The organism is Streptomyces sp. DH12 (assembly GCF_020873895.1).
Taxonomy (GTDB): domain Bacteria; phylum Actinomycetota; class Actinomycetes; order Streptomycetales; family Streptomycetaceae; genus Streptomyces.
The window spans coordinates 1-775 of the sequence record NZ_JAHWGT010000226.1 but is presented as its reverse complement, the minus strand read 5'-3'; the positions used below and the strand labels follow the sequence as shown (position 1 = coordinate 775).

General features: G+C 72.4%; 1 protein-coding gene and 1 pseudogene. Both read left to right on the top strand.

What is annotated here, in order from left to right; all coding sequences use genetic code 11:
* The coding region (locus LPA54_RS33690; RefSeq protein WP_228984507.1) for an OpcA/G6PD domain-containing protein at positions 1-207 on the top strand (207 nt) is incomplete at its 5' end.
* Positions 200-775, top strand: a pseudogene (locus LPA54_RS33685) (glucose-6-phosphate isomerase); the annotation flags it as partial. The gene LPA54_RS33690 and the pseudogene LPA54_RS33685, both read left to right, overlap by 8 nt.

Genomic DNA, 775 nt, shown 5'->3' with positions numbered 1-775 from the left:
ACCGAGGACGGCGAGATCGTGATCGACCGGCCCGAGGGCCCCCTGGCCACGCTCACCCTTCCGGGCCAGCCACCGCGCCGGCTGGCCCTGAAGGTCCGCTCCACCGCCGAGCTCATCGCCGAGGAGCTCCGGCGCCTCGACGCGGACGAGATGTACGCCGTCGCCCTGCGCGGCGAGGCCCTCGAGGAGATTCCCGCCCATGTCTGACGTCCCCGAACCGGCCCGCCGCCCCGAGTGGGACGCCCTGGAGCAGCACCGCGCACAGGGGCTGCCGGGCCTGCGCGACCTGTTCGCCGACGACCCGTCCCGCGCCGAGCGGTATGTCGTGTACGTCGGCGACCTGCGGATCGACTACTCCAAGCATCTGGTCACCGACGAGACGCTGCGGCTGTTGCGTGAACTGGCCGCGGCGACGGATGTGTTCGGGTTGCGGGACGCGATGTTCCGCGGGGAGCGGATCAACACCACCGAGGACCGGGCGGTGCTGCACACCGCGCTGCGGGCGCCCAGGGACGCGGTGATCGAGGTCGACGGGGAGGACGTCGTCCCGGCCGTGCACGCGGTGCTGGACCGGATGGCCGACTTCGCCCGCCGGGTGCGCTCCGGTGAGTGGACGGGTCACACGGGCCGGCGGATCCGCAACGTCGTCAACATCGGCATCGGCGGTTCGGACCTGGGCCCGGCGATGGCGTATGAGGCGCTGCGCGCCTACACCGCGCGGGACATGACGTTCCGGTTCGTCTCCAACGTCGACGGCGCCGATCTGCACGAGGCG